We start from the raw sequence: 26,097 nt of genomic DNA, 5'->3' as shown, positions 1-26,097 counted from the left end.
GTTTCGGCGCTCACACGTCCTGTCGCAACGTCGGAGACGGGGATGACAAGCCGTCTCCGCCTCTCCCACCGTCGGTCGGACTGTACAATACGCTGCGTGGTAACGATAGACACACTTGGACATAACTCTACGGAATGGCGCAAACGTTCGCGACGTCTCCGAACCACCTTTGGTGGTCTCGGCCCCTTCTCGGAGGTAGGATGCGCGCCATCAAGGACAGCGTTCACGACTGGGTGGAGGTCGACGGCGTCGCCGAAGCCCTCCTCGACACGCCCGCCGTCCAGCGACTCCGCCACATCAAGCAGCTCTCGACGATTCGACTCGTCTACCCCTCTGCGAATCACACGCGCTTCGAGCACTCGCTGGGCGTCTACCACCTCGCCGACCGCGCGCTCGACCACCTCGACGTCACCGGCGCGCGCGCCGACACCGTCCGCGCCGCCGCGCTCCTCCACGACGTCGGCCACGGTCCCTACGGCCACCAGACCGAGGGCATCATCCAGCGACGGCTCGGCCGCCACCACGACGACATCGCCCACCTCCTCGTCGACGGCGACATCGGAAGCGTGCTCCGCGACCACGGCCTCGACCCCGACCGAGTGGCCGCCGCCGTCCGCGGTGACGGCAAACTTGGCCAGTTGGTCGCGGGCGAACTCGACGCCGACCGCATGGACTACCTCGTACGCGACGCCCACCACACCGGCGTCCCCTACGGCACCATCGACTACGGGCGACTGCTGCGCGCGCTCACGTTCCGGGGCGACGACCTCGTGCTTGCGGAGGGTAACGTCGCCACCGCCGAGTCGCTGCTGGTCGGCCGCGCACTGATGAACGCGACCGTCTACCGCCACCACGTCTCCCGCATCGCGGGGACGATGCTCGATCGCGCCGGCGAACGCCTCCTCGACGGCACCGACCTCGACCCCGAGTCGTTCGCGCGCATGACCGACGCCGAACTGCTGGGCGCGCTCCGCGACCACGACGCCACCGCCGACGCCGCGCGCCGCATCACCGAGCGCGACCTCTACAAGCGCGCCGTCTGGGCCGAACGCGACGATGTCCCCGACGGCGTCGTGGACGCTGACTACGACGCCGTCCGCGAGTTCGAGCGCGAAATCGCCGACACCGCCGGCGTTCCCGAGAGCGAGGTCGTCGTGGACAACCCCGGCCGCCCGTCGATGCCCGAGTCCTCCGTGCGCGTCGTCGTCGGAGACGAAATCAGACCGCTCGACCAGCAGTCCCCGCTCGTGCAGGGCTTGCAGGAGTCCCAGCGCGTCCAGTGGCGCTTCGGCGTCTACGCGCCCGACGAACACGTCCCCGAAGTCGCCGCCGCGGCGGAGCGCGTGCTCGGCCTCGACGGCGTCGGCGACACCTCAGAACAGTAGCGCGCGCCGTTACGCGCTCGCGACTTCCCGCAGAATCTCCGGCGCGGCTTCCAGCGCCTCGTCGAGTTTCTCCGTGTCCGGGCCGCCGCCCTGCGCGAAGTCCGGCGGACCGCCACCGCCGCCGCCGACCATGCCAGCGAGTTCACCGACGACGTCGCCCGCGTTCACGGGCACGCCCTCCGGCACCGCGACGACGAACTGCGCGCCGTCCTGCCCGGAGCCGACGACTGCTATCTTGCCCTCGGCGACGAGCGCGTTCGCCGTCGCCTGGAGTTCGTCCATGTCGCCGTCGAGGCGCTGGACGACCGCCGTCGTGTCTGTGACCTCGACCTCCTCGCCGCCAGCGCCGCCCGACGCGCGGGCCTCCGCGACCTGCTCTTTGAGGTCCTCGATGGTCTTCCCGCGCTCCTTCCACTCCGTGAAGAACCGCTCGGCCGTCTCGGGCACCTCACTGGGTGCCACGTCGAACGTGTCCGCGGCCGCCAGCAGGTCGTCCTCTAACTCTTGGACGTGCTCGATGGCGGCGTCGCCCGCCGCGAACGTCAGCCGTTCGACGCCGTCCTGCACGCGCTCGGTGTTCAGCAGTTTGATGGCGCCGATCTCGCCGGTGCGGTTGACGTGCGTCCCGCCGCAGGCCTGCACGTCCTCGGCGACGTGAATCAGGCGGATGTTCTCGCCCGCCGGAATCCCGCCCTGGTAGAGGTCGAAGCCGTACTTCTCCTCGGCCTCGTGGCGGTGGGGCCACTCGCGCTGCACGCTCGTGTTCTCCCGCACGATGTCGTTGGCGACGCGCTCGATGCGCTTGGCCGTCTCGCGGTCGATGCGCTCGAAGTGGCGCACGTCGATGCGGGAACTCTCCGTCCCCTTCTGCGCGCCCGCCTGCCGGACGTGTTCGCCGAGCACCTCGCGCGCGGCGTGGACGACCACGTGCGTCGCGGTGTGGTGGGCCATCAGGCGCTGGCGGCGCTCCATGTCGATTTGGCCGCGCACGAACTCGCCCTTCCCGGGGTCGTCGGTGGTGCGGTGGAGCACCACGTCGTCGCGCTTCTGGACGTCCACGACCTCGATGGACTGGTCGTCCGTCGAGAGTGTGCCGTGGTCGGCGGGCTGGCCGCCGCCCTCGGGGTAGAACATCGTCTGGTCGAGTACGACGTCGTAGACCTCTTCGCCGTCCTCCCCGCGCTCGAAGACGTCGAGCACGACCGCCTCGAACTCCGAGCGGTAGGGGTCGTCGTAGTACAGCGCCTCCGTCTCCGGGAGGTCGTCGAGGCGCTCGTCCTCGCTCTCCTCGGTTTCGAGGGCTTCCGCGGAGTCGTGGCGCTCGGCGACCAGCGAGTAGAAGTCGTCGGGCGCGTCCACGCTCGCGCCGACGTCGTCGGCGATGTCCGCGACCATGTCCGGCTGGATGCCGTGGGAGTCGTACAGCTCGATGAGCTCGCTGGTCGGAATGGGTTCGCCGCGCTCGGCGTACTCCTCGGCGAGCTGGCGGACCTTCCGGCCGCCGCGCTCCAGCGTCTCGGCGTACTTCTCGACCTCGCTGCGGACGATGGAGCGGATGGTGTCGCGGTTCTCGTAGCCGAGGCGCTCGGCCTGCATGTCCACGAGTTCGTCCAGCGGCACGTCCGCGCCGACGTTGTCCACGAGGCGCTTCGTGCGCCGCAGCACCATGCGCGCGAGGTAGCCGGTGCCGACGTTCGACGGCACGATGCCGTCGCCGAACATGTACGCCAGCGTCCGGGAGTGGTCCGCGATGGCGTAGATATCTTCGAGGGGCCGCAGCAGGTCGAGCAGTCGCTCTGTCTCGACGCCGAGCTGGTCGGCGATGTTGTCCCGCGCCGCCTCGATGTCCTCTGCCTCGTCGATGTCGAGGTGGCCCGCGAGCTTCGCCGCCCGGTGGACGAGCTGCTCTTCGTCGTCGGTGTGTTCGATGCCCGCTTGCTCTTTCAGGAACTCGATGGTCTCCGGATAGATGGCCTCGTAGACGGTCGGCGTCCCCTGACTGACCCACGTCCACCGCTCCAGCCCGTAGCCGGTGTCGACGATGTACGTGTCCATCGGGCTGTACGTGTTCCCGTCTTTCATCTCGTAGTCGCCGTCGGGGTCCTGCTCCATCGACATGAAGACCAGCGTCGCCAGCTCCGCGCCCTTGTAGATGACCTCGAAGGCGGGTCCGGCGTTGCCGCCGCCGACCCACGGGTCCTCGATGTACGTGACCTCCTTCGGGTCGACGCCCATGTCCACGAAGAACTCGTCGCAGTACTCGACGGTCTCGTCCTTCCAGTACACCTCGCCCTCGTAGGCGTACTCGTCGGCGGCGTCCTCGCGCGTGTTGAACGCGTGGTGGGCCATCATCTCGAACGCCATCGTGTGTCGGCCCGTCTTCCCGACGTTGTCGATGTCCTGCATCCGGATGCAGGGCTGGCTGACGGTCAGGGGATTCGCGGGCGGCGGCGTCTGCCCGGAGGTCACCAGCGGCTGGAAGTCGTAGATGGAGGCCTGCGTCAACAGCACGTCGTCGCGCCAGCGGTTCGCCGCGACCGGATACGGGTCGATGCGCTCGTGGTCGTTGTCCTCGAAGAAGGAGAGGAACCGCTCGCGCATCTCTTCGAGCGTGTACTCCTCGTCGAACCCGGGGTCGTCGATGAACTGGTAGTCCTCGCAGGGCGGTTCGCCACACGTTTCGCGGTCCGGGTCGCGCGTCCAGAAGTGCGCCCCGCACTCCGTACACTCCCGTCGCTGGAAGTTCTCCTCCTCGAAGTAGTCGAGGCGGTACTCCGACTCGAGGTCGCTCATTACCAGTATGGTGGCCGACCGACGAGTAAAACAGTTCCGGGGCTGGCTCGCGCCCCGAATTCGGTGATTTCGGGCTAGCGATAGGCTTACGGCCGCCGGCCCGCAACCGTCTTCGCATGTCTCGTCGTCGGTTCTCGCGTCGCGCCCTCCTCGGCGCGCTCGGCGCGGCGGCGGCCGCGACCGCCGGCTGTGTCGCGCCAGCGGACGCCCCCGAGTCCTCCCAGCCCGGCCAGTCCACCGAATCGGAGCGCGAAATCTCGCTGGCAAGCGACGCCGGTTGGACGACGTACGGCTACACGAACGCCCACACCGGCCACAACCCCGAGGCCAGCGGCGTTGCGGGCGACCCGACGCAGGTCTGGGAGGGGTTCGTCGACGGCATCTACACGCTCCGCGAGCCCGCGGTCGCGGACGGTCGGCTGTTCGTCGGGAGCGGCGAGTCGATGTGGGCGTTCGACGCCGAAACGGGCGACCCCGAGTGGGACACGGACCTCGGCGCGCTCCCCCACCAGTACCCGCCGACGCACCGCGACGGCACGCTGTTCGTCGTCGCCAAGCAGTCCGGCGGCGTCAACACCGACCTCCCCGGGTCCGTGCGAGCGCTCGACCCCGCGGACGGCAGCCAGCAGTGGCGCACCGACCTCCCGGTCACGTCGACTGTCGCCCACGACGGCGACCGCCTCTACGTCGCCGCGAAAGCGGACGAGAAGGGCTACGTGCAGGCGCTCGACCCCGACACGGGCGAGCGCGGCTGGCGCTTCGACGTGCCGGACGCTTCCCGGAGCTACGTGCTCGGGTCGCCCGCGTCCGTCGACGACACGCTCTACGTCACTGCCACCCACCTCGCCGACGACGGCACGACCACCGGCGCGCTGTACGCGCTCGACCCGGAGAATGGGGACGTGTCGTGGTCGCTGGAGACCGACGCCGCGCTCCCGTTCGCGCCCGTCGTCGCCGACGACCGCATCCACGTCGTTGCGCGCGACGGCACGGTTCACGCCGTCTCCACGGCCGGCGAGCGCGAGTGGACGGCGGACGCTGGCGGGAGAGTGTACACGCGCCCGACGTACGCCGACGGCCGGCTGTTCGTACTAACTGTCGACGACATCGTGGCCTACGACGACGGCGGCGACGAGGACTGGCGGGGCGCCAGCGACCGCACCCAACTCACCGGGATGGCGGTCGGCGGCGACACGCTGTACGTCGGCGGCGAACCCCTGTTCGCGCTCGACGCCGCCACCGGCGACGTGCAGTTCGAACTCACCGAGGACGTCTTCCACTTGACGTACGGCGCGCCCATCGTCGTCGACGACGTGCTGTACGCCGGCATCTGCATCAAGGACGAGGCCGGCGCGATGTACGACAACTCCGTGCGCGCGTTCGTGTAGCCGGCGAGTCGGGCCGCCTCCCTCAACGGCTAAACCGCCGGCGCTCCACTGTCCGCTCATGGGACGCATGGTGGACGGCGAGTGGCGCACCGACGAGGAGATGATAGACCACGGCGAGAGCGGCGAGTTCGAGCGCGAGGAGACGTCGTTCCGCGACTGGGTGGGCGAGGACTACCCCGCCGAGTCCGGGCGCTACCACCTCTACGTCTCCTACGCGTGTCCGTGGGCGCACCGAACCCTGCTCACGCGCGCGCTCAAGGGTCTCGACGACGCCGTCTCCGTCAGCGTCGTCGACCCCGTGCGCTTCGACCAGGGCTGGGAGTTCGCCCCCGACAAGCCCGGCGCGACCCCCGACCACCTCTTCGGGTCGGAGTACCTCCGCGACGTGTACGCGCAAGCCGACGCCGAGTACACCGGCCGCGTCACCGTGCCCGTGCTCTACGACACCGAGGAAGACACCATCGTGAACAACGAGAGCGAGGAGATCATGCGGATGCTCGACGTCGCCTTCGACGACTTCGCGACCCGGGACGTGGACCTCTACCCCGAGGGGTATCAGGACGAGGTCGACCGCCTCATCGAGGACATCTACGACCCCATCAACAACGGCGTCTACCGCGCGGGGTTCGCGGACAGCCAGCGCGCGTACGACAACGCCGTCGACGACCTCTTCGAGGCGCTCGCACACTACGACGACCTCCTCGCCGACCAGCGCTACCTCGCGGGCGACGTGCTCACCGAGGCCGACGTCGCGATGTTCACCACCCTCTATCGCTTCGACGAGGTCTACCACACGCACTTCAAGTGCAACCGCCAGCGCATCGCCGACTACGACAACCTCTGGCCGTACCTCCGCGAACTCTGCCAGCTGGGCGCCGCCGAACAGAGTGAGGGGGCGCCGAATGAACGAACGGGGAGCGAAGCGACCCGTGAGTCCTCGGTCGTCGCGGACACGCTCCACATGGACCACGTCAAGCAGCACTACTATCGCAGCCACGGTCACCTCAACCCCAAGCGTCTCGTTCCCACGGGCCCGAACCCGGATTTCTTCGCGCCCCACGACCGGGACGACCTGCCGGGCGGCCCGCCCGCGGACCTGCGCGAGTAGTTTAGGTGCTGGCCCGCGACGACCCCGTATGGACCTCTCACGGGACGACCTGCCGGGCGTCGCGCTCGCCGTCGTCGTCTGTAACGCCGTCGGCGCCGCCCCGGCGCTCGTCACGGCCACCGGCGCCGGAACGTGGTACGAAACGCTCGCTCAGCCGGCGCTCGCGCCCCCGAACTGGGTGTTCGGCCCGGTCTGGACGCTGCTGTTCACGCTGCTCGGCGTCGCCGCCTACCTCGTCCTCCGGGACAGCGGCGGCCGCCAGCGGCGACTGGCGTTCGGGCTGTTCGTCGCGCAGTACGTCCTCAACGTCGCGTGGACGCTCGTGTTCTTCGGCAGTCAGGACATCACGGGCGGCCTCGCCGTCATCGCCGCGCTCTGGGTCGGTATCGCCGCGACGCTCGCGGCGTTCTGGCGCGTGCGGCCCGCCGCCGGCGCACTGCTCGCACCGTACCTCGCGTGGGTGTCGTTCGCCGCGTACCTCAACTACGCGTTCTGGGCGCTGAACTAGTCCTGCTGGTCGAAGTCGGGGCCGCCGCGCTCCTCGGCGGTGATGGCGACGCCCTCGTCGGCCCACCGGTGAATCTGCTCGTCGACGGCGTGCAGAATCTCGCTGGTGTCGTTGCCGCTGTCCTGCGCCACCTGAATCGTGTACGCCGCCAGCAGGCCGACGTGCGGGGAGACGTCGTCGCGGTCCCGGTAGTCGTTCTGCAGGAACATCTCCGGGCCGTTGGGCGCGTGGTACAGCAGCGCCATCGGCACGTCGTCGAACGCCGAAATCGTCTCGATGACCGTCTCCTGGTACTCGGTGAGGTCTGCCATTACGCGCTCGTGGCGGTGCGGCGGGAAGAGTCCTGTCGTTCGCCGCCCGCTCGCGGCTACTCGTCGGCGTTCAGCGCAATCGAAGCCAGTAGTGCCTCTAACTGGACGCGCTCGTTGGCGCCCTCCGCGATGCGGTAGTCGGCCTCGCCGAGGCGGTCGAGCAGGCGGACCGCGGCCGCCTCCTCGACGTCGAACTCCCAGACCGAGCGGTGGACTTGGTCGATGATGTCGCCGCCGGCCAGTCCGCGATTCGAGATGAGGTCGTCCAGCGTCGAGCGCGCCGCGGTGAAGTCGCCCGCGATGGCCTCCGTCACCATGTCCTCGATTTCCTCGGGGCGCGCGGTCGCCGTGATGGCGAAGACGGTCTCCTCGTCGACGACGTCGCCCGTCGCGGACGCCGCCTGCAGCGCGTTGATGGCGCGGCGCATGTCGCCGTCCGCGGCGTACACGAGCGCGTCGATGCCGTCCGTCGTGTAGTCGAGATTCTCGCGGTCGGCGAGGTCGCGGAGGTGGGCGGCGACCGCGTCGTCGTCGATGGGCGAGAACCGGAACACCGCACAGCGGGACTGAATCGGGTCGATGATCTTCGAGGAGTAGTTACACGAGAGGATGAAGCGGGTGTTCTCCGAGAACTGCTCCATCGTGCGGCGGAGCGCTGATTGTGCGTCGTCGGTGTTGTGGGTCAGTATTCCGTTGCCGAGCATGAAATTCGGCGTTCCGTCCATGCTGATGTTGTACGCCTTCCCACGGTGGCTGTACTCGACTCGACGTATTTCGGCGGTCGAAACTGGTGCTCGGCCCCCGTCGGAGACGGCTTTGGGGTCGAATTCGTCTTTCGCGTAATGGTCGTCGTGGGGGAGTTCGCCGTCTCCCACCACGACAAACTCGTACTCGTCGCCGTACTTCTCTAGGAACTCCTCGACTTTCTCCGTTCGACCCCAGAGCTTCGCGACCCCTTTCACTTCGATAACTGTATCGTCGATTAAGAAGTCGGGATAGTACGTCGAGTCGGACAGCTCGAACGCCGGTTCGTACTCGTATTCGACGCCGGCATCGTCTAGCGCCGTTGCAACCTCGTACTCCCATTCGGACCGAACGTAGTGGCCGAGCTCGTCGCTGTACCTGACCTTCGGTCCCGTCGGTTCGTGGCCCATCAGCGCTTCAGAGACTTTTTCCGCGACCTCCGGGTCACGCATCGGGTTGTTCTCACCCGTGATATCACAGACAGGGTAGTCGGTGTTCTGCACCCGTTTGTCGTTGATTTCTGCTTTTTCCTCCTCGTCCAGTTCGTTCCACCATTGAGACGAGGCCGCCCCAATCTTCTCCTTCACGTCTTCCGGGTCGGCGTCGACGACCCACTCCTCCCACGTCGTCTCTGACCGCAGTTCGCTCAGCGTTTCGGTGAATTCCTCGATAGTTTCTTCGTCCATGCTCCAGACCGAAACGCCGTGGAACTCACCCCCGTGGTTCGGGTTGTTTTCGCCGGCAAATCGACCGTCGGAGAGCTTTTCGACTATCGCCTCCCGGCGCGCCTCCGACCACTCTGTCCCGTACATCGGGTTACCGTCGCCCTGCATCTCCTGACTGTGCCCCTCGTTTTTGCACTCGACCGAGCAGAATCTGCCCGCGGTCCAGTCGTCGCAGATCTCGCAACGGGACACTCCGATGTCGTCTTTGAAGTCGGCAATCTCGTCACCCGGTTGTAGTTCCCGGAGTTCGCGCTCGACGAGTTCTCCCTGTTCGCCCACCACGAAGAACGGATGGGTCGCACTCGCGAGGATTTCTCTCCCGTCGTCGAGTTCGACCTCGAAGAAGTCTGCGACCCCCGAGTCGACGAGTCTACCCTGATCCGACTGTATCTCGTTCGTCTCGAAGTCGACTGAGGGGACTGGCTCGCCGTCCTCGGCGACCTCTTCGATTGGCTTCACTTCGGGCGACGACGGATATCCCGTGACGACCTCGGTACCAGGCGGGACGCACAGCGCGTCCGCCTCGTCGAGGAAGATAATCTGGTAGTCGTACCCCCGTCGGTCGGTGCGCGCGAAACTCTTGATGCGGTCCCGCACCACGTCGATGCCGCGCTCGTCGCTGGCGTTCAGTTCGAGGAACCGCTCCTGCCAGTCGTCGCCGTAGAGTTCCTTGGCGATAGAGACCGCTGATGCCGTCTTCCCGGTGCCCGCTGGCCCCGCGAACAGGAGGTGCGGGAGATCGTCGCGGTCGACGTAGCTCTGGAGGCGCTCGGTGATCGAGGGGTGCCCGACGACGTCTTCGAGCGTCTGTGGCCGGTACTTCTCCACCCAGATTTCCTGCCGACCGCCGGCGGCGTCTGCCATACGCACACGCAGGTCCCACCCGGCCTTAAAGGCCGCGAGACGGCGACCCGTCGCCGCGAACCGAGCGCGTCCCAGCACCGCTACGGCCGCGGAACGCGCGAATCAGCGTCTCGACCCACACTAGCGTTAAGTTCCCGTCCGGTGTCATCTAGAGTATGCGTTCCGCTACTCCCCGCCGCGCGGTCGCGTTCGCCCTCGTCGCCCTTCTCGCCGTCTCGTCGTTCGCCGGCGTCGCCGCTGCCGACGACCGTGTCGGCGGCACCATCGTCGTCGAGGAGAACGAAACCGTCACGGACGGCCTGCAAGCCAGCGGCGGCACGGTCATCGTTCGCGGCACCGTCGACGGCGACCTCGAAGCGTTCGCCGGCAACGTCGACGTCACCGAATCCGGCACCGTCACGGGTGACCTCGGTGGCGCCGCCGGGTCGATTCGCATCGCCGGCACTGTCGGGGGTAGCGTCGACGCCGCCGCCGGCAACGTCGACATCACCGAGACCGGCGCCGTCCGCGGGGACGTGCGAGCCGGTGCTGGCTCGTTCACGCTCGCCGGGACCGTCAACGGCACCGTGCGAGTCGGCGCCGGCAGCGTCGCACTCGGCCCGACGGCCGTCGTCGGCGGCGACTTCGTCTACGACGGCGAGTTCACGCAGGCCGACGGCGCCACCGTCGGCGGCGAAGTCCGTCACGACCCCGACCTCGGCTCGATGCAGGTGTCGGTCCTCCCGAGCATCCCGGGCTGGCTCGTCACGCTGTACTTCCTCGCAGTCACGCTGTTCGTCGGCGCGCTCCTCCTCGTGGCGCTCCCGGGCGTCTCCGCCACCATCGCGGACGCCACCGCGTCCTCGCCGCTGCGAACGCTCGGCGCCGGCTTGCTCACGCTCGTCGGCGCGCCGTTCGTCTTCGTCCTGCTGTTGTTCACCATCGTCGGCATCCCGATAGCCGTCGTCGGGATGTTCCTCTACGCGCTCGTCCTCGCGCTCTCGTACGTCTGGGGCGCGTACGCCGTCGGCGAGTGGATACTCGGACTCGCCGACCGCGAGAGCCGCTGGCTCGCACTCCTGGCCGGCGTGCTCGCAATCCACGTCGTCAGCTACGCGCCGTTCCTCGGCGGGCTCATCGAGTTCGTCGTCCTCCTGCTCGGCCTCGGCGGACTCACCGTCGCCGGCTACCAGCACGTCCGCCGTCGCCGCGCCGATGACGACCCGGCGGCGTGACCGCCACAATCGCGGCGACTAAGGCCGCCCGCGGGCTACGCGTCGGTATGCGCGTGACCGTCGAGGTGGTCGGCGAGGACACCCACGAGTTCGACGTGACCGACGAGACGTACGCCGACCTCCTCGAAGCAGTCGAGTTGAGCCCGCACGAGGTCTCGGTGATGGTCGACGGGACGCCGGTCCCCGAGGACCAGCCCGTCGACGCCGAGCACGTGCGCGTGCTGCGGCTCATCCGGGGTGGGTAGCGTGTCGGAAGCGGGGCCGCGCGGCGTCGTGATTCGGCGCGCTTCGACCCGCGACCACCTCGGCGTGATGCGCGTGCTCGACGGCGCGAACCTCGAACTCTCCAGTGACACCGCAGAGCGGCGCATCGACGCCGGCACGGTCGTCGTGGCGGACGACGACAACCGCATCGTCGGCGCGCTCGTCGCCGTCTCCCGCGAGGCGGGCGCGCACGTCGAAGCAATCGCCGTCCGCAGGCGGCGGCGCGCGGACGGCATCGGCTCCGCGCTCGTCGAGCACGCCGCCGGCGAGTGGACGCCGCTGACCGCGGACTTCGACCCGGGTGTGAAGCCGTTCTACGACGCGCTCGGGTTCGACTGCGAGAAACGAGGCGACCGCTACCGTGGCATTCTAGACTAGCGGCTCGACGAGGTCGCGGCCCGCGGCGAGGAGGGCCTCGACGCGCTCGGGGCTGTCGCCCTCCGCGTACACCCGCATCTTTGGCTCCGTACCGGAGGGCCGGACGAGCAGCCACGAGCCGTCCCCGAGGAGGATTTTGAAGCCGTCCGTGTCGTTGACGCGCTCGACTGGCACGCCCGCGACCTCGTCGGGGAGTCGGTCTTCGAGTTCGTCGAGGACCGCCTCCTTGCGGTCGTCCGGGCAGTCGACGCTCACCTTGTCCTGGTGGATGTCGCCGAACTCCTCGGTGATGGCGTCGAGGCGGTCGTCGAGCGGGCGTTCGCTGGCCGCGGCGCCCGCTAGCAGCGCCATCAGCACGCCGTCCTTCTCGCGGACGTGCCCGCGCATCGTGTACCCGCCGGACTCCTCGCCGCCGAAGAGGGCGTCGTGTTCGCCCATCGCGTCGGCGACCCACTTGAAGCCGACTGGCGTCTCCACGACCTCGCAGTCGTGGGCGTCGGCGAGGCGGTCAACGAGGAACGTCGTCGACACCGTGCGGACTGCGGGCCCCGTGTCGGATTCGAGGAGGTAGTCGTACGCGAGCGCGTAGAACCGGTTCCCGTCGAGGACGCCGCGTTCGGGCGTGACGACGGCGACGCGGTCGGCGTCACCGTCGTTGGCGACGCCGAAGTCCGCGTCGTGCTCGTCGACGGCGAGCGCGAGGCCCTGCAGGTTCGCCTCGTCGGGCTCCGGGGGCGTCCCGCCGAACTCGGGGTCGCGCTCGCAGCGCTCCCGAATCACCTCGGCGCCGGCGGCTTCCAGCAGTTCGTCCGTGACGCCGCGCCCGCTCCCGTGCATCGCGTCGTACACGACCGTCAGCCCCGAGAGGTCGGCGTCCACGAGGTCCCGGCAGTGCTCTGCGTGCGGCGTCACGAAGTCGACCTCGCGGATGTCGCCCTGCGCGGCGCCCTCCACGGGTTCGCGGAGGTTCGCCTCGATGGCCTCCGTCACCTCGGGGAGCGCCGGCGCGCCGTCACCGGGGATGAACTTCACGCCGTTGTACTCCGGCGGATTGTGCGACGCCGTGACGACCAGCGCGCCCGCGAGGTCCCGCTCGACGATGGCGTGCGCGACCAGCGGCGTCGGGCAGTCGCGCTCGGGCAACAGCACGTCGAAGCCGTTCGCCGCGAGGACGTCCGCGATGTCCTCCGCGAACCCCTCCGACGTCTCGCGCGCGTCGTAGCCCACCGCGACGGTTTCGCCGGCGTGGCCCTCGCTGGCGAGGTAGTCCGCGGTAGCCTGTGCGACCGCGCGGACGCGCCCGCTCGTGAACACGTCCAGCGTCGCCCGCCAGCCGTCCGTCCCGAAGGAGATGCCGTCCATGCGCGGAGCGTCGCCGCGTCGCGTCAAAATCCCTGCGGTCCCCGCGGTCGGCGCGGCGGGCGCGACCACGTCGAACTTTATTCCCCGTCCGCGAACGCCGTCGCATGGAGTTCACACCGCTGGTCGTCGGCGTCACCGGCAGCCAACGCGCCACCAGCTACACGCGCCAGGCCGTCGAGCACGCGCTCGACGCCGCCGAACGCGCGGGCGCCGACACCGACAACGTCGACCTCGCCGACGCCGACCTGCCGCTGTACGACCCCGACCGCGATGTCGCGGACGCCGGCGACGCCGAGGCACTGCTCGACCGCGTTCGCGCCGCCGACGCCGTCGTCGTCGGGTCGCCGAACTACCACAGCAGCTACTCCTCGACGTTCCGGAACTTCCACGACTACTGCGGGTTCGACGAGTACGAGAACACGCCCGTCGGCCTCGTCGTCGTGGCTGGTGGCGGCACCATCGCGTCGCCGCTGGACCACATGCGCATCACGATGCGGGGCGTCCACGCCGACGTCGTCGCCGAACAGGTCGGCATCCGGAACGCCTCGCAGTACTTCGAGGACGGCGTCCTCACCGACGACGACCTCGCCGGCCGCCTCGACGACCTCGCGAACGCCGTCGTCGACGCCGCCTACCGGTGGGAACTCGCCGACGAGGCGGCCGCGAACGCCGAGCACTGACTACGGCCACGGGTCGTCCTGCTCGGCGACGAGTGCTGCCTTCTGCGGGCGCGAGAGCTGTTTCACCTCGTACTCGCGGCTCATCGCCGCGGACTTCGTCTCGAAGGACTCGACGTACTGGAGGGTGACGGGGGTGCGGCCGCGCGTGTACTTCGCGCCGTCGCCGGCGTCGTGTTCCGCGACGCGGCGCTCGACGTCCGTCGTGTAGCCCGTGTAGTAGGTGCCGTCGCTGCACTCCAGCACGTAGACGTAGTGCACGCCCCCAGTGAGGGCGCACGGAACCGACTGCGTTTCGGTCAGGCCCGCCGGGCGCGGTCTTTCGACACTTCGGCGATGCCGACGTTCGCCGCACAGTTCGGGCACGCGTGGAGGTGGCCGTCCTCGTTGGCGAACACGCGCGCGAAGTTCTCGGAAACGTGGGCGTCGCAGTGGTTACAGCGGGGCATGTGGTGTCTCTGGCGCGAGTGGCCAGCGTGTGTGAATACGGCACATACTAATAAGTGAGTTTTCCCAATTTCGAACAAAATTTGGCCACATTCGAAGACGAGTTCGCCATCCCCGCTCTGTGCCGCCGACTCGTTCGGTAGTCGTTCCCGGTGCTCACTCCGGTAGGAAGGCGTGCGTAGCCGCTCTGGCCGCATCTTATGGGAAGCCTTATAAGGAGGCGAGGAAAAAACCAGGTCGTATGGCAGACCTCATCGTCAAGGCCGCTGTGAAGGAAGAACTCGACGACAAGAACGTTGCCTCCGACTTCTACGAGGCGCTCGACGAAGAAGTCTCCGAGCTCCTCGAAGACGCCGCCGCTCGCGCCGAATCCAACGGTCGCAAGACCGTTCAGCCGCGCGACCTGTAACTCGGTTCGACCCGCTTCGTTTTTTGCGACGCCACGCCCCGTAGCTACGCGTTCGTGACCCGAACGCCGTCGTCGGTACCCACGTAGACTGCATCCGCTACCCCGACGAACAGCCCGTGTTCGACAGCGCCCGGCAGCGACGACAGCGCCGCTGCCACCGCCTCGGGGTCGTCAACGCGGCCGAACTCGCAGTCCAACACGAGGTTCCCGTTGTCCGTCACCACGGGGCCGTCCTTGCGCTCGGCCGTCCGGAGCTCCGGCTCCCCGCCGAGTTCGCGCACGCGCTCCGCGACGACGGGCCGCGCGTCCGGCAGCACTTCCACTGGAATCGGGAAGTCCAACACGTCGACTTCCTTGCTGGGATCGGCCACGACCACGAACCGGTCCGCGCTCGCGTCGACGTACTTCTCGCGAGCGTGCGCCGCTCCGCCGCCCTTCACGAGGTCCATGCCAGCCACCTGGTCGGCGCCGTCGATAGCGAGGTCGACGGACGCCTCCTCCAGCGTCGTCAACGGAATCCCCGCGTCGATAGCGAGCTGTCGGGACTGGTAGGAGGTCGCCACCCCCTCGACGTCGAGGCCGCGCTCGCCGATGGCGCGAATCGCGTGCGCCGCCGTGCTCCCGGTCCCGAGTCCGACGACCATCCCGTCCTCGACGTCGTCGGCCGCTGCTTCGCCCGCGCGCTGCTTCGCCACCTCGCCGCCGCCCGTGTTCTTCATACGCCAACGTCGGCGACCGCCGACGAAAAACCCACGCACCCGCCCGTAACCGATGCCTGAACTCGCGTAGGCGGCGGATAACTACGTATGCGGCCCTCTCGGGAACAGACATGAACGACGCCAGTCTCACCGACACACGCGAGGCACCCGTCGCGCTCGTGCTCGCATCGGGCGTCTCGGGAGACGGCGCGCACGTCTGCGCCCAGCGGCTCGCCACCGCTGACGCCGCGCTCGCTGTGTTGCTCCGCCAGCCTCCCGATAGCTGGCAGGACGCCCGCGACGCCGCGCTCCCGCCGACGTGCTTCGTCACCGCCACCCCACACGGCGACGACGGCGACGCTGTCGCCGCCCCCGACGACCTCACGGGCCTCGGTATCGCGGTGTCCGAACGCCTGCGCGACATCCCGGCCGACGCCGAACCCGCCGTCTGCGTGGACTCGCTGACGACGCTGCTGCAGTACGCCGACACCGACCGCGCCTACCGATTCCTGCAAGTGCTGTGCGGTCGCGTACGCGCCGCTGGCGGCACCGTTCACTGTCACGCCGACCCCGCCGCCCACGACGCGGCAGAACTCGACCGGCTCGTCGGCCTCTTCGACGGCGTTCGCTCCGTCGAAGCGTAGTTACAGTTGTTCCTTGACAGCGTCCGGGTCGTGGGTGAGCCGCAGCGTCCGCGAGCGCCCGCGCCCGTCCAGTTGCTCGTACTCCGCGTCGATGAGTCCGAGCTTGTCGAGCTTGTTCACGATTTCCGTGTACCGCGTGTACCCGAGGTCGGTGCGGTCGTTGAACGCGTCGTAGACGTCGCCCGCCTGCTCGCCGTCGCAGTCCGCGACCGTCTCCACGAGCGCGCGCTCGGTCTCGGAGAGCGCGCGCAGGCTCCGCGAGAGGTGAATGTTCTTCGCCTCCTCGGAGACCGCTTCGACGTCCTCCAGTTCGACGGTCGTGCTCGCGCGCGACTCGGCGTGCAGGCCCGCGCGCCGCAGCAAGTCGATGCCAACGCGGAGGTCGCCCGCCTCGTCCGTGAGCTCCGCGACGCGGTCCAGCACCGTCGTCGGCACTGCGTCCTCGCGGAACCCGACGTCCACGCGGTCCCCGAGAATGTCCGCGATTTCGCCGCGGTCGTACGCCGGGAAGTACGCCTCTTCGGGCCGGAACACGGACTGCACGCGGCCGTCGAGGTTCTCGATGACGTCGAGGTCGAGGTCCGAGGACACCACGATGACGCCGACTTTCGCGCCCGAGTGCGTCTCGTGGGCGCGCAACAGCGAATAGAGTGTGTCGGAGGCTTCGTCCTCGTAGAACAGGTAGTTCACGTCGTCCAGCGCCACCACCAGCACCTCCTCGTCGTCGGCGATGCGCTCGGCGACCTGCCCGAACAGCTTCTTGAACGAGATGCCGGAGGAGGGCGGCTCGTAGTCGAATATCTCCTCGAAGATGCGGGAGAACACCGCGTACCGCGTGGAGTCCACTTGGCAGTTCACGCGCACCGTGCGGACGCCGTGCTGGCCGCCGAGCTCCCCGAACAGCTTCTGGACCGCGGTCGTCTTCCCGGTGCCGGGCGGCCCCCGGACCATCACGTTCAGCGGGCGGTTCCCGCGGACCGCCGGCCGGAGCGCGTACTGCAGCGTCTGGAGTTCGGACTCGCGGTGCTGGAACACCTCCGGGACGTAGTCGATTTCGAAGACGTGTTCGTCCCGGAACACGGACTCGTCCCACCCCAGCATCCCCTCCTCGGGGTCGTCGCTCATCACTTTCACCACGCTCGCGAACCCACTTAACCCTTCGCCACAGAACCGGCATTCGCCGCCGAGAGCCGGCGACGAGCCAAAATCGCGTCAGAACTTCCCGAGCAGCCGGTCGTAGAACGACCCCGCGGACGCGCCGTCGCCGCCTTCCGTCCCGTCGCCCTCCGTGGCCAACTTCTCCACGATGAGTTCGGGCGTCGAGCGCGCGAGGTGGTTCTTGACCGGGGAGCGCTCGACGACCAGTTCGCCGTCCTCCAGCCCGCGAGCGCGGATGCCGTCGACGGTCACGTCGAACCCACACTGGTCGCGGATTTCGCCCGCGAGGTGGGAGACGAACACGCCCGACGCGCCCGCTTCGTGGAGTTCTTCGAGGATGCCCGCCACGATTTTTGCGGAGGCGCCCGGCTCGGTGATGGATTCGAGTTCGTCCACGAGTACGAGTTTCCGCGCCGCGCCCTCGGTGAGTCCCGCGAAGTCTCGCAGTGTCGCCTCGAACGCGCCCGCGTCGAGCGTCCCCTGTGACTTCGCGTAGTAGTGCAGTTCCTCGACCTCGGGCACTCTGGCGGACTCCGCGGGCACCGGGAGTCCCATGTGCGCGAGCACGACCACGACCGCTACGAGGTCGAGCGTGCTCGTCTTCCCGCCGGAGTTCACGCCGGAGAGCAGCGCCACGCCGTCGACGCCGTAGTCCACGGGCTCGACGTCCTCGAAGGCGACGTCCAGAATCGGCGACCGCCCGCCTTCGATGTCGAACCCGCGGCCGCCGCGCTCGGCGAGCACGCAGTCGAAGTCGTCGGCGAATCGCGCGACGGCCAACTCCACGTCCAGTTCGAGCGCGCGCTCGACGAGGCCCCGAGTGGGCTCCCGGAGGTCCGCCAGCGTCGCCGCGAGTTCGCGCTTGCGCTCGGCGCTCCGGCGGTCCCGGGACGCCGTGAGTTCCTCGCGGAGCCGCGACACCGCTTCTGGGTCGTGGTCGACGGGGAACGTCGGCGAGTCTCCGAACGCCTGCTCGGCGATGCTCGCCTCGCCGTCGCGCAGGGCCAGCGCGTCCACGAGGTGGTCGCGCGCGGCGTCGACGGCGTCGGCGTACTCGTCCGCGAGTTCCCGCGAGAGCAGGCTGTCCACGCCCGCGCCGCGCTCCACGAGGCTCAGGAGGTCCGACCCCTCGATGGTGACGTCCTGCTCTTGGATGACCTCCCGCAGGTGGTCGTTGGCCACTGACTCCGCCGTCGACACCGCGGCGTCCAGGTCGTCGACCGCCGTCGACAGCCGGTCGAGTTCGTCGTCGCCCGCCACCGACCCCTCCGAGTCCAGTTGCGCGAGCGCGTCGTCCAGTTCGTCGAGGTCCACATCCGTTTCGAGGCCGGCGGCCTCGTGGACCGCGACGGCCGCCCGAATGCGGTCGCGGTTCGTCGCGAAGAAGGACAGCACGCGCTCGGGGACGACTTCCTCCGGGCGCTCGATGGCGTCGGGTTCGACGCGCACGTCGCCCTCGACCTCCACGCCCGTGAACGCCTCGTCGAGCGCCACGACCGTCGAGTAGCCGCGCGCGAGGTCCGCCAGCCCGCGGGCGTCCTCGACGACCTCCACCGACAACTCCGGGAACGCGTCCCGCGCCTCGCTGTACGTCTCCGCGTCCGTCGTCGCTAGACAGCGGTCTCGGACCGACAGCCCGTCGGGCTTCGACAGCGGCTCGACGCCCGCCAGCCCGTCCAACACCGCGGGGTCGGGGTCGCGGACCATCGCGTCAGTCGCGAACTCGTTGACCTCCGCGATGCGCGAGTCGACCGCGCTCGGGTAGAACGTGCGCAGCCGCTGGCTCGCGTAGTCGGTGACCGCGCGCTCCTGCAGCAGCGCGAGCACGCGGTCGTACACTTCGCCCGCGCGGTCCGTCGCCAGGAAGCCGCCCGAGTCGTCGTGGCGCGCGCGAATCGCGCCGCGAACGATGCGCGCGGCCCGTCCGTCGCTGACTCCGGGCGCGCGAGCGACCGCCGCCACGTCCCCACGCCGTAGTGCGTCTTCGGGTTCGTCGAGCGACCGCAGCGACTCCGCGGTCTTCGCGCCCACGCCCGGAATCCCCTCCAAGTCCATCGCCGTGGGGTACGTGGCTCACACGTAATAAGGTCTTACGCGAAATCCGACGGACGAGCATCCGCGTCCCGAGTGGTTCGACAGAACCCGAGGGGCGCGGTTCACGCCGCGACCGTAGGGAGCGGCGGCCGAGGAACCCTCGAAGCCGCGCTCTGCGCGGCTGAGGGGGTGACGCTGGCTTTTTCCGCAAGTTTTTGCCAGCGAGCGGTGCAGAGCACCGCTCGCGCAGCAAAAAGTGCGTTTAGTTGCCCGTCCATCGGAGCAGCGCGAGCGTGCCTTCGAACAGGGCGATCATCGTGAGCGCGACGATGATGGGGACGACGCCCGTGGGGTCGATGGCGCCGAACGTGAACGAGATGCCAGCGAACGCCGCCCAGAACAGGAGGCGGCGGTCTTCGAGCCACTGCCGGGTGGTGACCCCGAGCATGATGGCGAGCATGATGAACAGCGGAATCTGGAAGACGATTGCCAGATACCCCATCACCATGAGGATGAGGTTGAACGTTGAGCCGAGCGCGAACGCGACGTCCGCGGTGGGTTGGGTGTACCCTTGGAAGTAGTCCATCGTGTACGGGAGCACGAGGAGGTACGCGAACGCGACGCCCAGCACTGCGAGCACGAGGCTGGTTGGGACGGCGGCGAGGTAGTAGCGGCGTTCGTGCTGGTAGAGGCCGGGGCGCATGAACGCGTAGGACTCGTAGACGAACACGGGTAACGCGATGACCAGTCCCGCGAGGCTCGCGACTTTCACTTGCGTGATGACGAGTTCGAGGGGCTGGTAGAGCCGGGGGTCGACTGCTTCGCCGCCGGGGAGGACATAGTTCCAGATGGTGGTGACGAGTTCCTCGGTGAGCGGGAAGACGACGACGCTGACGAGCGCGGCGATGGCGATGACGATGGCGAGCCGTTTGACCATCTCCTCGACGTGGACGGCCAGCGGCTCTTCGACGTCGGATTCGGGCGCTTCGAGGCCGATGGCGTCGTCCGGCGGCGCCGGGTTGTCCTCGGCGTCGACGACGGAGTTCTCTCGCGGGTCGAGCGCGGCGTCCTCGTCGGGTTCGTCGGCTTGGTGTTCCTCGTCGGCGAGCAACTCGGGTTCGCCGTCCGACGCGGGGTCGGCGCTCTTGTCGTCGCCCGCGGCGATGGCGTCCTCGTCCCAGTCCCACTCGTCGCCGTCGTCGTCCGCTTCGACGCGTTCGACGGCGGGCGTGAGGTCGCGCCACTCGTCGTCTCGGGTGACTCTGGTGAGCGGCCCGCTCTGGGCGTCGTCGACGCGACTGACCGCCGACGAGAGGTCGTCCCACTCGCTGCGGCCGCTGTCGCCGTCGACGCGACGAACGGCTGGCGCGAGCGTCTCCCAGTCGTGGTCGCGGTCGCGCCCGCCGTTCGGTTCCTCGGCCATTCGTGTCCGTGCTTTGGCGACGGGGGCGTTATAGGCTTTCTTTTGGGTACGGACGGGAAGATTGATAATTCCGAGTGGGTTAGCCGGACGCAATGAGTAGCTCCGGCTCGGGCCCGATAAATCCCAGTACGGCCCGCACCATCGAGTCCGGCCGGCAGACCCTCGGCGTGATGCTGCGGACCGCCCAGTCGAAGCTCCAGCACGTCTTCATCGCGTTCGTCGTCGGCCTCATCGGCGGTATCATGGCGATGCGGCTGTACATCTGGCCGCAACTCGAAACCGACCTCCTCGTGGAGGCGGCCAACGTCATCGCGCAGACGCCGTTCGACGTCATCCTGATGCAGGTGAAAATCGGCCTGTTCACGGGCGTCGTGTGCGCGCTCCCAGTCCTCCTCTATCACGCCCGCGAGCCGCTCGTCGAGCGCGACATCATCCCCGACGTCTCCGTCTCCCGGCGCAACGTCGCGCTCGTCGTGGTCGTCTGTATCGGGCTGGCGTCCGCCGGCGTCGCGTACGCCTACTTCCTGTTCTTCCCGCTGATGTTCGACTTCCTCGCGGGCAACGCCGTCGGCGCGGGGCTCGCGCCGAAGTACTCCATCGTGAAGTGGACGGAGTTCATCCTCTTCTTGGCGCTCTCCTTCGCTATCGCCGCGCAACTCCCGCTCGCGGTTTCGGCGTTTTCGTACTCCGGCATCATCCCCTACGAGACGTTCCGCGACAAGTGGAAGTACGCCGTCGTCGGCATCTTCGCGTTCGGCGCGTTCTTCTCGCCGCCGGACCCGTTCACCCAGATTCTGTGGGCGTCCCCGCTCATCCTCCTCTACGGGCTCTCGCTGTACTGCGCGAAAATCGTCGTGACGATGAAGCGCGGCCGCGAGCACGTCGACGTCCGCGGCGTGTTCCGCGAGCACTGGAACCGCGTGCTCGGCCTCGGCGTGCTCGGATTCGCGGGCGGCTACGCGTTCGGCCAGTACGGCGGCATCGCGGCGTTCAACGACGGCCTCGCGTTCATCGGGTCGGGGGTTCGCGTGCCGACCGTGAGCGAGGCGCTCGGCGTCGACCCCGCGACCGGCTACCTGCTGTTGGGCGCCGTGTTCGCCGTTGTCGCGCTCACTGCGGCGGTGCTGTACTACACGTACGTCGCCATCGACCGCGCCGCCCAGCAGGTCGCGGCGTCCGGCCTCGGCCGGCCGGAGGACCCCGCCGACATCGACCTCGACGACCTCAATGCCGATGGCGTTCGGGCCGCGCCCCCCGAGGCGTTCGCGTCCCTGACCGAGGACGAGGCGCTCTCGACGGCCAACCGCGCGCTCGAAGCCGACGACGACGAGAAGGCGCAGGCGGTCCTCGACCGGTTCGACGAAGTCCACGCCGAACTCGACGAGGAAGCCGCCGAAGACGCGGAAGCCGCCGAGGAGGACTCCGACACCGTCCAGAGTACGGCCGCGGGGATGATGGACGCGTTCACCGAAGAGGAAACCACCGAGGACGACATCGGCGGCTACTACCACGACATCCGGTTCGTCTTCGACTCCCTGCGCTCGCGGGCGTTCCGCATCGTCGGGACGTTCATGGCGCTGATGGTCGGTCTGTTCGGGTGGCTCTACTACGGCGGGTTCCGGGAGCTTCGGGACAACTTCATCGCGCGCATCCCGCAGGACCTCCAGCCGATTGCGACCGGCGGCGAGTGGCCGATCACGCTCCACCCCGTCGAGGCGCTCGTCTTCCAAGTGAAAATCTCCGTGGTGTTGGCCGCCATCGGCACGCTCCCCGTCGTCATCTACTACGTGTGGCCGGCGCTCTCGGAACGCGGCTGGGTGACCGGTGACCGTCGCGTCATCGCCGTCTGGGGTGGCGGGCTTGCCGGCGGCCTCGCTGTTGGCAGCTACCTCGGGTACTCGTTCGTCGCGCCCGAGGTCATCTCGTTCCTCGTCTACGACGCCCTCGAAGCCGGCATGATAATCAGCTACACCGTCAGCACGTTCGCGTGGATGGTGTTCCTGCTGACCGTCGGCATCGGCATCCTCATCGACATCCCCGTGACGATGCTGCTGTTCCACGCCGGCGGCATCGTCTCCTATCAGACGATGCGGCGGCGCTGGCGCGTCCCCGTCATCAGTTCGTTCGCGTTCGCCGCGCTCGTGACCCCGGACAGCCTCTACACGATGCTGCTCGTCGCGTTACCCATCGCCCTGATGTACCTCCTCGGGCTCGGCATCCTCGCCGTCGTCACGCTCGGCGGCCGGCGCGGCGGCGGGAGCGCGTCGACACGAACGGCGTGAACTACCCCACCCTACTCGCTCACCGCTGACGCGGTTCGCTCCTTGAGGGTGGGGCTTCCTGTTTCCATGACGCGCTTTGCAGACACAGGTGCATCCGCAGGGAGCGCAGTCTCCACAGGCGTTGATTCGGAGTGTCCCACTCCTACATCTTCGAGACCGCGAGAAAGGATGTTCCATGACGCATTCGCGTCTCTATCCGTCTCGAACCCACACGACGGACACGAATGCTCGCGCACCCACAGCGGTTTGTCAGTCTCCGTTCCGCACGACGCGCACTCTTTGGTTGTACCTCGGGGGTTGACGGCGACGAAGTGTGTTCCTTCGCGTTCGCACTTGTATTCGAGCATTCGCAGGAACGTCCCCCACGCCGCACCTGCACGGTTCCGCGAGTTGCCGGGGAGTTCGACCAGCCCCTTCGCGTCCAAGTCCTCGACAGCCACAAGATCGTATTCTCGGCCGTAGTAGTTCGACAACTTGTGGAGGAAGTCTCGCCGCTTCCGCTTCAGGTCGGCGTGACGTTGGGCAACCGTCTTGCGCTGTTCTTCCCAGTTGTTCGAGCCGTGTTCTTTCCGCGACAGTTTCCGTTGGGCACGTTCCAACCGTTCGCGCTCGTCGGAGAAGTCTGGTGACTCGACAGCGGTTCCGTCCGTATCATGTGCATACTTCAGGATACCAACGTCAATCCCGACGACTCGCTCGGGTGTCTCTGGCTTCTCGGGGTGTCCTCGTCCACGTCGATGCCGAAGGTTGCGAACCATTCACCTGTGGGTTCTTGCTTGATCGTGACTTGTTTGATGGTTGCGTTCTCAGGGATGTCTCGGTGGAGGTGAATCGGAATTTCACCGATTTTGCTCAACCACAACACGGGCCGACCACTCGTATTCTTGAGTTTGAAGCCGGACTGGTTGTAGGTGAGGGACCGATACTCCCGAGGCGGTTTCCACTTGAGCATTCCCACGGCGCGTCCGTTCTCCTTCTGTGATTTGAGCGTGGAGAGGTTGTCGTAGACACGCTTGACGACCATCTGCAACACCTTCGAGTGAACGTCGGTCAGGTCGTCCCACCACGATTTGAGGTCGGGGAGTGTCCCCTGTACCTTGTAGCGTGCTGGAATGTCGTCTGCCTCGTTGAGTTTGTAGAGGACGTGGTTATACAGTTGTCTACAAGTATCGACGTGGTGCAGAAGCGTCTCCGTGAGGGCTTCCGGTGGGTCGAGTCGATACTTGTAGTTGTAGTGCATCTATGACTCTCGTTCCTCGATAAGTTCGTCCAATTTTTCTTGGACGAACGAGGAAAGGTTCAGGTGATTGTCCTGAATCCACTCCTCTTGGTCGTCACGGATGGAGATGTTCTTTCGCGTTGTCACACCACACTTTACACAACTTGTGTAAATAAGGGTTGTGGTTGATGTGGGCCTGTGGCCCGGTCGTCGCGGAGTGTTTGTGAGACGATGACGGCGCTGTATCCCCTCCCTACTGCGCTACTCGGTCGCTTCGCTCCCTGCGTTGCTCCTTGAGGAAGGGGACTTAGCGCCTGAAAACAGTTAAGATATTCCCGGGGTATTCTCGGGGTATGCCCAAGATAAGCGTCGAGATTCCCGAGGAGCTCTTGGAGGACCTCGACGGTCACGTCGGCGACGACGGCAAGTTCGTGAACCGCAGCGACGCCGTGCGCGCGTCCATCCGGAAGACGCTGGACGTGCTGGACGACATCGACGGTCGCCACGGGAGGCTCGACGATGCGGAGTGAGGACCGCCTCGTCGCCGGCCAGGTCGCGCTCGTCGGCCTGTTCGTCACCGCGCTCGTCACCGCCCAGTTGACGGCGTCGAAACTGCTGTTGTTCCAGATTCCGTTCGAACTCCCGTTCACGGGCACAGCACTCGTGATGCCGGGCGCGGCGCTGGCGTACGCGCTGACGTTCTTCGCGTCGGACTGCTACTCCGAACTGTACGGCAAGCGCGCCGCGCAAGTCCTCGTCAACGTCGGGTTCGCGATGACGCTCGTGATGCTCGCGCTCGTCTACACCACCATCGCGGCGCCCATCGCGCCGTTCTCCGGCGTCGGCCAGTCCGAGTTCGCGTCCGTCCTCTGGTCCTCAGCGAACATCGTGGCGGGCAGCCTGCTGGCGTACGTCGTCAGTCAGAACTGGGACGTGCTCGCGTTCCACGCCATCCGCGAGCGCACCGACGGCGCGTACCTCTGGCTGCGCAACATCGGCTCGACGGCCACCAGCCAAATCATCGACACCGTCATCTTCGTCACCGTCGCGTTCTGGGTGGCCCCCCAGCTGTTCGGCGTCGGTCCCGTCTACGGCACGAACCAGATTCTCGGCCTCATCGTCGGCCAGTACCTTCTCAAGCTCGCCATCGCGCTCGCGGACACGCCGTTCGTCTACGGTGTCCGCCGGCTGCTCGGTCGCCCGAGCTAGTCGCGGCGCTTCGCGAACCCGAAGTTCGGCTTCACGTCGGTCACTTCGACCTCGACGGTCTCGCCGGCGTCGGTGTCCGCGACGAACAGCGTGTAGCCATCGACTTTCGCGACGCCGTCGCCCTCGTCGCCCTCGTCGACGATTTCGACCTCCAGCGTGTCGCCCTTCTCGATGGGCGCGTTCACGCGGTTCTTCGCGACCACGTACAGCTCTGACGAGGAGTCGCGGGAGGCGTCCGGCGTGTACGTCCGCGTGAACGCGAACTCCTCCTCGACGTCCGCGAGGTAGTCCTGGAAGTCCTGCCCGTCGAAGACCTTCGCGACGAAGTGCCCGCCGTCGTTCAACAGTTCGCGGGCCGTGTCCAGCGCCATCCGCGCGAGGTGGACCGAGCGCGCGTGATCGAGATTGTACTCGCCGGTCATGTTCGGCGCCATGTCCGAAATGACGACATCGACGCCGCCCGGCGCGGCGCGCTCGATGTCCTCGCGCGTGCTCTCCTCGGTCATGTCGCCCTTGATGGTCTGGACGCCCGCGTCGGGGTCCTCCAGTTCGTCAATGCGCTGGAAGTCCACGCCGACGACCTTCCCGCGCGCGCCGGTCTCCTCGGCGGCGACCTGCAGCCAGCCGCCCGGCGCTGCGCCGAGGTCGACGACCGTCGCGCCGCCAAAGAGTACGTCGAACTCGTCGTCGATCTGCTGGAGCTTGTACGCCGCTCGCGTCCGGTAGCCCTCCTGCTTGGACTTGTTGTAGTACTTGTCTTTACCGTTCCCCATAGTCAGTTACGGGACGTAGAGCGCCCGGACTGAAAACCGCGTCGTTGTGGGTGTTACGGCGTATCACCCCGAAAACGCGA

General features: G+C 67.7%; 24 protein-coding genes and 4 pseudogenes. 13 read left to right on the top strand and 15 right to left on the bottom strand.

Annotated elements, in window-relative coordinates:
* Positions 1 to 200 precede the first annotated feature (200 nt).
* Positions 201 to 1,385, top strand: a complete 1,185-nt coding sequence (locus AVZ66_RS12675) for an HD domain-containing protein (protein ID WP_058984439.1) — start codon at positions 201 to 203, stop codon at positions 1,383 to 1,385.
* Between the two features lie 9 nt (positions 1,386 to 1,394).
* On the opposite strand, the gene alaS is transcribed toward AVZ66_RS12675, so the two are convergent.
* Complete coding sequence (gene alaS, locus AVZ66_RS12670) at positions 1,395 to 4,178, bottom strand: alanine--tRNA ligase (RefSeq protein ID WP_058984438.1); 2,784 nt, start codon at positions 4,176 to 4,178, stop codon at positions 1,395 to 1,397.
* 116 nt (positions 4,179 to 4,294) lie between these two features.
* Here alaS and AVZ66_RS12665 point away from each other — a divergent pair, with 116 nt between their 5' ends.
* Genes AVZ66_RS12665 through AVZ66_RS12655 form a run of 3 tightly spaced genes read left to right on the top strand, consistent with a single transcriptional unit; the run spans position 4,295 to position 7,182 of the window.
* Entirely contained in the window at positions 4,295 to 5,566 is a 1,272-nt protein-coding gene (locus tag AVZ66_RS12665; RefSeq protein ID WP_058984437.1) for a PQQ-binding-like beta-propeller repeat protein, read from the top strand.
* Between the two features lie 58 nt (positions 5,567 to 5,624).
* Entirely contained in the window at positions 5,625 to 6,674 is a 1,050-nt protein-coding gene (locus AVZ66_RS12660) for a glutathione S-transferase family protein (protein WP_058984436.1), read from the top strand.
* 28 nt (positions 6,675 to 6,702) lie between these two features.
* Entirely contained in the window at positions 6,703 to 7,182 is a 480-nt protein-coding gene (locus AVZ66_RS12655) for a TspO/MBR family protein (RefSeq protein ID WP_058984435.1), read from the top strand.
* Here AVZ66_RS12655 and AVZ66_RS12650 read toward each other — a convergent pair.
* The 4 genes and pseudogenes from AVZ66_RS12650 to AVZ66_RS16915 form a co-directional block, all read right to left on the bottom strand.
* A complete protein-coding gene (locus AVZ66_RS12650; protein WP_058984434.1) occupies positions 7,179 to 7,493 on the bottom strand; it encodes a hypothetical protein in 315 nt (104 codons plus the stop codon). The two genes, AVZ66_RS12655 and AVZ66_RS12650, sit on opposite strands and share 4 nt — an antisense overlap.
* A 56-nt stretch (positions 7,494 to 7,549) precedes the next feature.
* Positions 7,550 to 8,167: pseudogene (locus AVZ66_RS16925) on the bottom strand (replication factor C small subunit); the annotation flags it as partial.
* Between the two features lie 3 nt (positions 8,168 to 8,170).
* Positions 8,171 to 9,421 (bottom strand): annotated as a pseudogene (locus AVZ66_RS16920) (replication factor C small subunit); the annotation flags it as partial.
* A 51-nt stretch (positions 9,422 to 9,472) separates the two neighbouring features.
* Positions 9,473 to 9,826: pseudogene (locus tag AVZ66_RS16915) on the bottom strand (AAA family ATPase); the annotation flags it as partial.
* 155 nt (positions 9,827 to 9,981) lie between these two features.
* On the opposite strand from AVZ66_RS16915, the gene AVZ66_RS12640 reads away from it, so the two are divergent.
* The 3 genes from AVZ66_RS12640 to AVZ66_RS12630 are packed head-to-tail and all read left to right on the top strand — an operon-like array spanning position 9,982 to position 11,682.
* Positions 9,982 to 11,040 carry a polymer-forming cytoskeletal protein gene (locus AVZ66_RS12640; RefSeq protein ID WP_058984432.1) on the top strand — a complete coding sequence of 353 codons (1,059 nt, stop codon included), beginning with the start codon at positions 9,982 to 9,984 and terminating at the stop codon, positions 11,038 to 11,040.
* Between the two features lie 47 nt (positions 11,041 to 11,087).
* Positions 11,088 to 11,285, top strand: coding sequence for a ubiquitin-like small modifier protein 2 (locus tag AVZ66_RS12635; RefSeq protein WP_058984431.1), 198 nt, complete (start codon positions 11,088 to 11,090; stop codon positions 11,283 to 11,285).
* 1 nt (position 11,286) lies between these two features.
* Complete coding sequence (locus AVZ66_RS12630; protein WP_394326154.1) at positions 11,287 to 11,682, top strand: GNAT family N-acetyltransferase; 396 nt, start codon at positions 11,287 to 11,289, stop codon at positions 11,680 to 11,682.
* On the opposite strand, the gene AVZ66_RS12625 is transcribed toward AVZ66_RS12630, so the two are convergent.
* Positions 11,674 to 13,044, bottom strand: a complete 1,371-nt coding sequence (locus AVZ66_RS12625) for a phosphoglucomutase/phosphomannomutase family protein (protein ID WP_058984430.1) — start codon at positions 13,042 to 13,044, stop codon at positions 11,674 to 11,676. The two genes, AVZ66_RS12630 and AVZ66_RS12625, sit on opposite strands and share 9 nt — an antisense overlap.
* A 104-nt stretch (positions 13,045 to 13,148) precedes the next feature.
* Here AVZ66_RS12625 and AVZ66_RS12620 point away from each other — a divergent pair, with 104 nt between their 5' ends.
* Positions 13,149 to 13,724: an NADPH-dependent FMN reductase gene (locus AVZ66_RS12620; protein ID WP_058984429.1), complete on the top strand. Its 576-nt coding sequence runs from the start codon at positions 13,149 to 13,151 to the stop codon at positions 13,722 to 13,724.
* Here the strand turns inward: AVZ66_RS12620 and AVZ66_RS12615 are convergent, their stop codons facing one another.
* Together AVZ66_RS12615 and AVZ66_RS16695 are read right to left on the bottom strand one after the other, a co-directional pair.
* Entirely contained in the window at positions 13,725 to 13,982 is a 258-nt protein-coding gene (locus AVZ66_RS12615; RefSeq protein ID WP_058984428.1) for a GIY-YIG nuclease family protein, read from the bottom strand.
* Between the two features lie 38 nt (positions 13,983 to 14,020).
* A complete protein-coding gene (locus AVZ66_RS16695) occupies positions 14,021 to 14,170 on the bottom strand; it encodes a hypothetical protein (protein WP_197407767.1) in 150 nt (49 codons plus the stop codon).
* Positions 14,171 to 14,409: 239 nt separating this feature from the next.
* On the opposite strand from AVZ66_RS16695, the gene AVZ66_RS12610 reads away from it, so the two are divergent.
* On the top strand, positions 14,410 to 14,577 hold the full coding sequence (locus tag AVZ66_RS12610) for a DUF1931 family protein (RefSeq protein ID WP_058984427.1): 168 nt from the start codon (positions 14,410 to 14,412) through the stop codon (positions 14,575 to 14,577).
* Between the two features lie 44 nt (positions 14,578 to 14,621).
* On the opposite strand, the gene rpiA is transcribed toward AVZ66_RS12610, so the two are convergent.
* Positions 14,622 to 15,296: a ribose-5-phosphate isomerase RpiA gene (gene rpiA / locus AVZ66_RS12605; protein WP_058984426.1), complete on the bottom strand. Its 675-nt coding sequence runs from the start codon at positions 15,294 to 15,296 to the stop codon at positions 14,622 to 14,624.
* A 110-nt stretch (positions 15,297 to 15,406) separates the two neighbouring features.
* On the opposite strand from rpiA, the gene AVZ66_RS12600 reads away from it, so the two are divergent.
* Positions 15,407 to 15,919 carry a hypothetical protein gene (locus tag AVZ66_RS12600; RefSeq protein WP_058984425.1) on the top strand — a complete coding sequence of 171 codons (513 nt, stop codon included), beginning with the start codon at positions 15,407 to 15,409 and terminating at the stop codon, positions 15,917 to 15,919.
* Here the strand turns inward: AVZ66_RS12600 and AVZ66_RS12595 are convergent, their stop codons facing one another.
* The 3 genes from AVZ66_RS12595 to AVZ66_RS17085 form a co-directional block, all read right to left on the bottom strand.
* Positions 15,920 to 17,044: an ORC1-type DNA replication protein gene (locus tag AVZ66_RS12595; RefSeq protein ID WP_058984424.1), complete on the bottom strand. Its 1,125-nt coding sequence runs from the start codon at positions 17,042 to 17,044 to the stop codon at positions 15,920 to 15,922.
* Between the two features lie 87 nt (positions 17,045 to 17,131).
* Positions 17,132 to 19,132 (bottom strand): endonuclease MutS2, encoded by a 2,001-nt coding sequence (locus tag AVZ66_RS12590; protein WP_058984423.1) that lies wholly within the window; start codon positions 19,130 to 19,132, stop codon positions 17,132 to 17,134.
* A gap of 241 nt (positions 19,133 to 19,373) precedes the next feature.
* A complete protein-coding gene (locus tag AVZ66_RS17085) occupies positions 19,374 to 20,534 on the bottom strand; it encodes a twin-arginine translocase subunit TatC (protein ID WP_082678842.1) in 1,161 nt (386 codons plus the stop codon).
* Positions 20,535 to 20,626: 92 nt separating this feature from the next.
* On the opposite strand from AVZ66_RS17085, the gene tatC reads away from it, so the two are divergent.
* On the top strand, positions 20,627 to 22,816 hold the full coding sequence (gene tatC / locus AVZ66_RS12580) for a Sec-independent protein translocase TatC (RefSeq protein ID WP_058984422.1): 2,190 nt from the start codon (positions 20,627 to 20,629) through the stop codon (positions 22,814 to 22,816).
* Positions 22,817 to 22,827: 11 nt separating this feature from the next.
* Here the strand turns inward: tatC and AVZ66_RS12575 are convergent.
* A pseudogene (locus AVZ66_RS12575) lies at positions 22,828 to 24,056 on the bottom strand (RNA-guided endonuclease InsQ/TnpB family protein).
* Positions 24,057 to 24,182, bottom strand: coding sequence for a hypothetical protein (locus tag AVZ66_RS17080; RefSeq protein ID WP_255198431.1), 126 nt, complete (start codon positions 24,180 to 24,182; stop codon positions 24,057 to 24,059). It lies immediately after the preceding pseudogene.
* Between the two features lie 206 nt (positions 24,183 to 24,388).
* Here AVZ66_RS17080 and AVZ66_RS12570 point away from each other — a divergent pair, with 206 nt between their 5' ends.
* Positions 24,389 to 24,565, top strand: a complete 177-nt coding sequence (locus AVZ66_RS12570; protein WP_058984421.1) for a type II toxin-antitoxin system ParD family antitoxin — start codon at positions 24,389 to 24,391, stop codon at positions 24,563 to 24,565.
* Positions 24,555 to 25,244: a queuosine precursor transporter gene (locus AVZ66_RS12565; protein ID WP_058984420.1), complete on the top strand. Its 690-nt coding sequence runs from the start codon at positions 24,555 to 24,557 to the stop codon at positions 25,242 to 25,244. Before AVZ66_RS12570 ends, AVZ66_RS12565 begins: the two co-directional genes overlap by 11 nt.
* Here the strand turns inward: AVZ66_RS12565 and AVZ66_RS12560 are convergent.
* Entirely contained in the window at positions 25,241 to 26,017 is a 777-nt protein-coding gene (locus AVZ66_RS12560) for a 23S rRNA (uridine(2552)-2'-O)-methyltransferase (protein WP_058984419.1), read from the bottom strand. The genes AVZ66_RS12565 and AVZ66_RS12560 overlap by 4 nt on opposite strands.
* Positions 26,018 to 26,097 lie beyond the last annotated feature (80 nt).

The organism is Halobacterium sp. CBA1132 (assembly GCF_001485535.1).
In the GTDB taxonomy this organism is placed as follows: domain Archaea; phylum Halobacteriota; class Halobacteria; order Halobacteriales; family Halobacteriaceae; genus Halobacterium.
The sequence above is the reverse complement of the archived record's forward strand: the minus strand, read 5'-3'. Positions and strand labels throughout refer to the sequence as shown.

Excerpts from the sequence above, each read along its gene's own strand:
- AVZ66_RS12675 (WP_058984439.1), top strand. The coding sequence starts at position 201 with ATGCGCGCCATCAAGGACAGCGTTCACGACTGGGTGGAGGTCGACGGC.
- alaS (WP_058984438.1), bottom strand. The coding sequence starts at position 4,178 with ATGAGCGACCTCGAGTCGGAGTACCGCCTCGACTACTTCGAGGAGGAG.
- AVZ66_RS12665 (WP_058984437.1), top strand. The coding sequence starts at position 4,295 with ATGTCTCGTCGTCGGTTCTCGCGTCGCGCCCTCCTCGGCGCGCTCGGC.
- AVZ66_RS12660 (WP_058984436.1), top strand. The coding sequence starts at position 5,625 with ATGGGACGCATGGTGGACGGCGAGTGGCGCACCGACGAGGAGATGATA.
- AVZ66_RS12655 (WP_058984435.1), top strand. The coding sequence starts at position 6,703 with ATGGACCTCTCACGGGACGACCTGCCGGGCGTCGCGCTCGCCGTCGTC.
- AVZ66_RS12650 (WP_058984434.1), bottom strand. The coding sequence starts at position 7,493 with ATGGCAGACCTCACCGAGTACCAGGAGACGGTCATCGAGACGATTTCG.
- AVZ66_RS12640 (WP_058984432.1), top strand. The coding sequence starts at position 9,982 with ATGCGTTCCGCTACTCCCCGCCGCGCGGTCGCGTTCGCCCTCGTCGCC.
- AVZ66_RS12635 (WP_058984431.1), top strand. The coding sequence starts at position 11,088 with ATGCGCGTGACCGTCGAGGTGGTCGGCGAGGACACCCACGAGTTCGAC.
- AVZ66_RS12625 (WP_058984430.1), bottom strand. The coding sequence starts at position 13,044 with ATGGACGGCATCTCCTTCGGGACGGACGGCTGGCGGGCGACGCTGGAC.
- AVZ66_RS12620 (WP_058984429.1), top strand. The coding sequence starts at position 13,149 with ATGGAGTTCACACCGCTGGTCGTCGGCGTCACCGGCAGCCAACGCGCC.
- AVZ66_RS16695 (WP_197407767.1), bottom strand. The coding sequence starts at position 14,170 with ATGCCCCGCTGTAACCACTGCGACGCCCACGTTTCCGAGAACTTCGCG.
- AVZ66_RS12610 (WP_058984427.1), top strand. The coding sequence starts at position 14,410 with ATGGCAGACCTCATCGTCAAGGCCGCTGTGAAGGAAGAACTCGACGAC.
- rpiA (WP_058984426.1), bottom strand. The coding sequence starts at position 15,296 with ATGAAGAACACGGGCGGCGGCGAGGTGGCGAAGCAGCGCGCGGGCGAA.
- AVZ66_RS12600 (WP_058984425.1), top strand. The coding sequence starts at position 15,407 with ATGAACGACGCCAGTCTCACCGACACACGCGAGGCACCCGTCGCGCTC.
- AVZ66_RS12595 (WP_058984424.1), bottom strand. The coding sequence starts at position 17,044 with ATGAGCGACGACCCCGAGGAGGGGATGCTGGGGTGGGACGAGTCCGTG.
- AVZ66_RS12590 (WP_058984423.1), bottom strand. The coding sequence starts at position 19,132 with ATGGACTTGGAGGGGATTCCGGGCGTGGGCGCGAAGACCGCGGAGTCG.
- AVZ66_RS17085 (WP_082678842.1), bottom strand. The coding sequence starts at position 20,534 with ATGGCCGAGGAACCGAACGGCGGGCGCGACCGCGACCACGACTGGGAG.
- tatC (WP_058984422.1), top strand. The coding sequence starts at position 20,627 with ATGAGTAGCTCCGGCTCGGGCCCGATAAATCCCAGTACGGCCCGCACC.
- AVZ66_RS12570 (WP_058984421.1), top strand. The coding sequence starts at position 24,389 with ATGCCCAAGATAAGCGTCGAGATTCCCGAGGAGCTCTTGGAGGACCTC.
- AVZ66_RS12565 (WP_058984420.1), top strand. The coding sequence starts at position 24,555 with ATGCGGAGTGAGGACCGCCTCGTCGCCGGCCAGGTCGCGCTCGTCGGC.
- AVZ66_RS12560 (WP_058984419.1), bottom strand. The coding sequence starts at position 26,017 with ATGGGGAACGGTAAAGACAAGTACTACAACAAGTCCAAGCAGGAGGGC.